Here is a 4,930-nt window from a genome sequence, read left to right as displayed (position 1 = left end):
CTCCGCCAGGCCGGCGTCGGCTCGATGAAGGGCCTGTGCCCCTTCCACGACGAGCGCACCCCGAGCTTCCACGTGCGCCCCCAGCTGGGGCTGTGGCACTGCTTCGGCTGCGACGAGGGCGGGGACGTCATCTCCTTCGTCCAGAAGATCGACGGCCTCACCTTCACCGAGGCGGTGGAGTACCTCGCCGGACGCACCGGGGTGCAGCTGCGCTACGAGGACGGCGGGCCCACCCGCCCGGGCGGCGAGCACGGCCGGCGCCAGCGCCTCATCGACGCCCACCGCGTGGCCGAGGAGTTCTACCGCGAGCAGCTGCTCAGCCCGCAGGCCGAGCTCGCCCGACGGTTCCTCGCCGAACGCAGCTTCGACGAGCAGGCCGCCGCCGCGTTCGGGGTCGGCTTCGCCCCCCAGGGCTGGGACAACCTCCTGCGCCACCTGCGTGGCCGTGGCTTCACCGAGCAGGAGCTCATCGCCTCCGGCCTCGTCGGCCGCGGCAACCGCGGCCTGTACGACCGCTTCCGCGGCCGGCTCGTGTGGCCCATCCGCGAGGTCACCGGCGACACCATCGGCTTCGGCGCCCGCCGCCTCTTCGAGGAGGACCAGGGGCCCAAGTACCTCAACACCCCCGAGACACAGATCTACAAGAAGTCCTCGGTGCTCTACGGCATCGACCTGGCCAAGCGCGCCATCGCCAAGGAGAAGCGGGTGGTCGTGGTCGAGGGCTACACCGACGTCATGGCGGCCCACCTCTCCGGGGTGGGGACGGCGATCGCCACCTGCGGCACCGCGTTCGGCCCCGAGCACGTGCGCATCGTCCGCCGGCTGCTCGGGGAGAGCGGCGACGCTGCCGCCGGGCTGATGTTCGCCTCCGGGGTCACCCGCGGGGGAGAGGTCATCTTCACCTTCGACGGTGACGAGGCCGGGCAGAAGGCCGCGCTGCGTGCCTTCGGCGAGGACCAGAAGTTCGCCTCCCAGACCTTCGTCGCCGTCGAGCCCGGCGGGCTGGACCCCTGCGACCTGCGCCTCCAGCGCGGGGAGGCCGCCGTCCGCGAGCTCGTCGAACGGCGCGAGCCGCTCTTCGCCTTCGCCATCCGCTCCGTCCTGCGCCGGATGGACCTCGACACCGCGGAGGGCCGGGTGGCCGGGCTGCGTGCCGCGGCGCCCGTCGTCGCCGGCATCCGGGACCGCGCGCTGCGCAGCGAGTACGCCCGCGAGCTGGCCGGCTGGCTCGGTATGGACGAGCACTCGGTGCGCCAGGCCGTGGCCCACGCCGCGCGCAGCACCGGTCGGGGAGCGGTACCCGGCGGCAACGGCAGGGGCGAGCAGGGGGCGCCGCGTCCCCGGGGTGGGAACGACGACGGCGCCCGCCCGGCGCCTCCCGCCGCAGCCCGCCCCGCGCCCGGCCGGGAGGACCCGGTCGCCCGGCTCGAGCGCCAGGTGCTCGAGGTGGTCCTCCAGCTGCCGCACCTCGCGCTCGGGGCCGGCTTCGACGACCTCCCGCCGGACACCTTCACCGTGCCCGCCTACCGCGGGGTGCACGACGCCATCCGGGCCGCCGGCGGCACCCGCGCCTACGGCGCCGAGCTGGAGGCGGCGGTCGCCCGCCGGGGACGGGTCGAGGGCGAGCGGCACGCCGCTGCCTGGTGGGCCGAGACACTGCGGGAGAACGCGGCCGGGCCGGTCGCCGCCGTCGTCACCGAGCTCGCCGTCGCGCCACTGCCGGAGGACCGGCCCGAGGCGCTGGGGAACTACGCGCGCGGGGTGCTGCTGTCCCTCATCCAGATGGGGCTGACCCGGCAGATCGCCGACCTGCGCGGCCGCCTCCAGCGCACCGCGCCGGACAGCGAGGAGGCCGTGCAGATCTTCGCCGAGCTCGTCGCCCTGGAGAACCGCCGCCACGCGATGCGCGCCGAGGACTGACGGCTCGGGGTGGTGTCAGGCGCCGTGCGCGGCGGCGCTCGCCGGGGCCCCGCGGGCGCCGTGCGCCGACCAGCCGCGTTCGACGTCGACGACGAGCGCGCGGTGGTCGGAGATGCCGGTGGCCACGGACCGAGCCGCACCGACCGGCCGCAGCGCGCCCTCGGCGAGGATGTGGTCGATCTGCCGGTCCGGCTCGCTGACCGGGAAGGTCAGGGCGTCGGCGAGGGAGCGCCAGCCGGTGAGCAGGGAGGGGCGGGCGCCGGCCATGTTGAGGTCGCCCATGAGCACGGCCGGCCGTGGCAGGTCGGCGAGGGCAGCGACCAGGCGCTCGAGCTGTACCGGGTTCCAGTCGGGGATGAACGTGAGGTGGGTGCACACCGCGGTGAGCGGGCCGTCGGGGGTCTCCACGACGGCGGCGACGGCGACGCGCGGCTCGTCGACGATCATCGTCGGCTCGGTCTCCCCGGCGAAGACGAACGGCACCGGGCCCTGCATCGCCTCGAGCGGCACCACCCGCCACGTGCGCACCGGCCACCGGCTCAGCAGCGCGACGCCGTAGCTCGCCGTGCCGGGCTGGAGGTCACCGGTGGCGGCGGACCAGGCGGTCGGGAGCCCGGCAAGGGTGGCCGCGAACCGGTGCTCCGGCGCCCCCATCGCCTCGGCGGCGATCGTCGTGAGGTCCGCGCCGTGGGAGCGCGGCTGGTCGCGGTCGACCTCCTGCAGTGCGAGGATGTCGGCGTCCAGGGCCGACACCGCTCGCGCGAATCGCTCGAGGTCGACCTGGTCGTCCGAGAGGGAGCGGCCGTGGAGGATGTTGAAGGTCGCCAGGCGCATGCCGCCGATTCTGGCCCGTCCCGACGGACCGGGGCCAACCGACTCGCGAACGGAGGGTGAACGCCCGTGGCGGACGAGGAGCAGGAGGCCCTCCAGGACGCGCTGCGGATGGCCGCGGTGGCGCTGACCGAGGCCCAGATCCCCTTCGCGTTGTGCGGCAGCTACGCGGCGTGGGTGCGCGGTGCGCCCGAGCCGGAGCACGACGCCGACTTCGTCATCAAGGAGGAGCACGTGGAGCAGGCCCGGGCCGCCATCGGCGCCGCCGGGTTCGACGTCCACGAGCCGGCGGAGAACTGGCTGTTCAAGGCGTTCCACAAGGGCCGGCTCGTCGACGTGCTGTACCGGGTGTGCGGCGAGCCGGTGCAGGACGAGCTCTTCGAGCGGGCCGACGTCCTCGAGGTGCTCGCCGTGCGGATGCCGGTGCTCAGCGCGACCGACGTGCTCTCCTCCAAGCTGCGCACGCTGGGGGAGCACTATTGCGACTTCGGTGCACTGTTGCCCCTCACCCGGGCCCTGCGCGAGCAGATCGACTGGCAGCGGGTGCGCGACGAAGTCTCCTACAGCCCCTACGCGCGGGCCTTCCTCCACCTCGTCGAGGACCTCCACATCGTCGAGCCGGTCGCCTCGGCCTGACCTCGCGGGGCTCCTACCAAAGGAGGGGGCCGACCCGTACGGACGTCGCTGGTCGGCCGTGCCCGAAATGGCGGAGACTGGTGTAGTCGACATCGGGCGGTGTCGAGTACCCGGATGGGAGGGCGACCCATGGGCGGTCAGGGACAGTCGACAGGTCAGAGCACGAGCGTGGCGCCGTGGCACGACGCACTGGTGGCGCAGCTGGCGCGCGTACGCGCCGGGCTCGCGGAACGGCTCGAGCACGACGACGACGTCGAGGAGTACCTCTAGGCGCTCGGGTGCCCCAGGCGGGGCTTGAACCCGCGACCGACGGATTATGAGTCCGCTGCTCTGACCGGCTGAGCTACTGGGGCGCGCGGCCGGAGGCCGCCCGGCCGGCCATCCTACCGACCCCCTCGGATACGGTTGGTATGTGCCCATCTTCCGTCGCCCCACCCGTCTGCCCGACCCCGTCGCCGCCCACCTCCCGCGCGGCGACCGGCCGCTCGCCGCGGCCCCGATGACCAACGGCTCGTGGGTCGTCGTCGCCCGTGACGCGCTCCTCGTCGTCGGCGAGGACGGCCTGGGGCAGCGCACCGCCTGGCACGAGATCGAGACCGGCGTGTGGGACGGCGACACGCGGACCTTCACCATCACCTGGGCCGACCGGGAGCGTCCGGAGCAGTCGCTCGTGCTCGAGCACGACGACGTCGCCGTCCTCACCGCGGCGCTGCGGGAGCGGGTCCAGGCCTCCGTCGTCCACCACGAGACGATCGAGGTGGGCCGCACCCGGGTGCGTGCCACGGTCCGCCGGCGCGAGGACGGCAGCCTGTACTCCCTGCTCACCGCGTTCGGCCCGCTGCCGCGGGACGAGGACGTCGAGCGGCAGCTGGACGACCTCGAGCGCCGGGTGCGGGAGGCCGTCGGCCTGGTCGGCTGAGCGCCGGCGGGCCAAGTGCGGCCGAAGTCACACCCGGCGGGGCCGTTCGGGCTCCCTGCTGGAGGCGCCGTCCTGTTACAGTGATCCGGCACGATCCCGCGTAGCTCAATCGGCAGAGCATCCGACTGTTAATCGGACGGTTACTGGTTCGAGTCCAGTCGCGGGAGCCGACCGAAGGCCCGCGGCCACCATGGCCCCGGGCCTTCCACGTCCGTGGGGCGACCGGCCCGTCAGTCCCGCTCGACGACCTCCACCGTGATCGGGGAGTGGTCGGAGTAGCCCTGCTCGTTGAGCCTGCGCTCCCCGATGCCGCCGAAGGCGATCGGGTAGGGGTACCGCCCCTCGGCCACCATGCCCGGCAGTCGCACCACCTCGACCGACGCCGGCACCACCGCGACCGGGGCGTCCGGCTGCAGCATCGCCTTGTTCACCAGGAACTGGTCGAGGACGTTTGGCTCGTTGTCGAAGTAGAACGTCCCCGCCCGCTCCCCGAGCACCTCCCAGGTGAGGTTGAGCAGGTAGGGGTTGCGGCCGGCGCGTACCCGCGCGTCCTGTCGCACGCTCAGCGCATGACGGACCAGTGAGTCGTCGAACGGCTCGTCGTTGAAGTCGCCCATGACGAGC

Annotated in this window: 6 protein-coding genes and 2 tRNA genes; 5 read left to right on the top strand and 3 right to left on the bottom strand. The window is 73.7% G+C overall.

The annotated features are described in order from the left end of the window. The coding region (gene dnaG, locus Q0195_RS12305; RefSeq protein ID WP_299278990.1) for a DNA primase at positions 1-1,920 on the top strand (1,920 nt) is incomplete at its 5' end. Positions 1,921-1,935: 15 nt separating this feature from the next. Here dnaG and Q0195_RS12300 read toward each other — a convergent pair. Further along, positions 1,936-2,754, bottom strand: a complete 819-nt coding sequence (locus tag Q0195_RS12300) for an endonuclease/exonuclease/phosphatase family protein (protein WP_299278987.1) — start codon at positions 2,752-2,754, stop codon at positions 1,936-1,938. Between the two features lie 66 nt (positions 2,755-2,820). Between Q0195_RS12300 and Q0195_RS12295 the strand changes: the two genes are divergently transcribed. Then, a complete protein-coding gene (locus tag Q0195_RS12295) occupies positions 2,821-3,387 on the top strand; it encodes a hypothetical protein (protein ID WP_299278984.1) in 567 nt (188 codons plus the stop codon). Positions 3,388-3,516: 129 nt separating this feature from the next. Continuing rightward, positions 3,517-3,657, top strand: coding sequence for a hypothetical protein (locus Q0195_RS12290; RefSeq protein WP_299278981.1), 141 nt, complete (start codon positions 3,517-3,519; stop codon positions 3,655-3,657). A gap of 9 nt (positions 3,658-3,666) precedes the next feature. Here the strand turns inward: Q0195_RS12290 and Q0195_RS12285 are convergent. Further along, positions 3,667-3,740: transfer RNA gene (locus Q0195_RS12285), tRNA-Ile, on the bottom strand. A gap of 59 nt (positions 3,741-3,799) precedes the next feature. Between Q0195_RS12285 and Q0195_RS12280 the strand changes: the two genes are divergently transcribed. Both Q0195_RS12280 and Q0195_RS12275 read left to right on the top strand, forming a co-directional pair. Then, entirely contained in the window at positions 3,800-4,306 is a 507-nt protein-coding gene (locus tag Q0195_RS12280) for a hypothetical protein (protein ID WP_299278978.1), read from the top strand. A gap of 94 nt (positions 4,307-4,400) precedes the next feature. Further along, positions 4,401-4,473, top strand: a tRNA-Asn gene (locus tag Q0195_RS12275). Positions 4,474-4,536: 63 nt separating this feature from the next. Here Q0195_RS12275 and Q0195_RS12270 read toward each other — a convergent pair. Beyond that, on the bottom strand, positions 4,537-4,930 hold a 394-nt coding region (locus Q0195_RS12270), incomplete at its 5' end, for a hypothetical protein (RefSeq protein ID WP_299278975.1).

Origin of the sequence: uncultured Georgenia sp., assembly GCF_937958535.1 — a bacterium.
Classification (GTDB): Bacteria; Actinomycetota; Actinomycetes; order Actinomycetales; family Actinomycetaceae; genus Oceanitalea.
The sequence above is the reverse complement of the archived record's forward strand: the minus strand, read 5'-3'. Positions and strand labels throughout refer to the sequence as shown.

What these genes read in the sequence shown, in the direction of transcription:
- Q0195_RS12290 (WP_299278981.1), top strand. Translation starts at nt 3,517, where the DNA reads ATGGGCGGTCAGGGACAGTCGACAGGTCAGAGCACGAGCGTGGCGCCG.
- Q0195_RS12300 (WP_299278987.1), bottom strand. Translation starts at nt 2,754, where the DNA reads ATGCGCCTGGCGACCTTCAACATCCTCCACGGCCGCTCCCTCTCGGAC.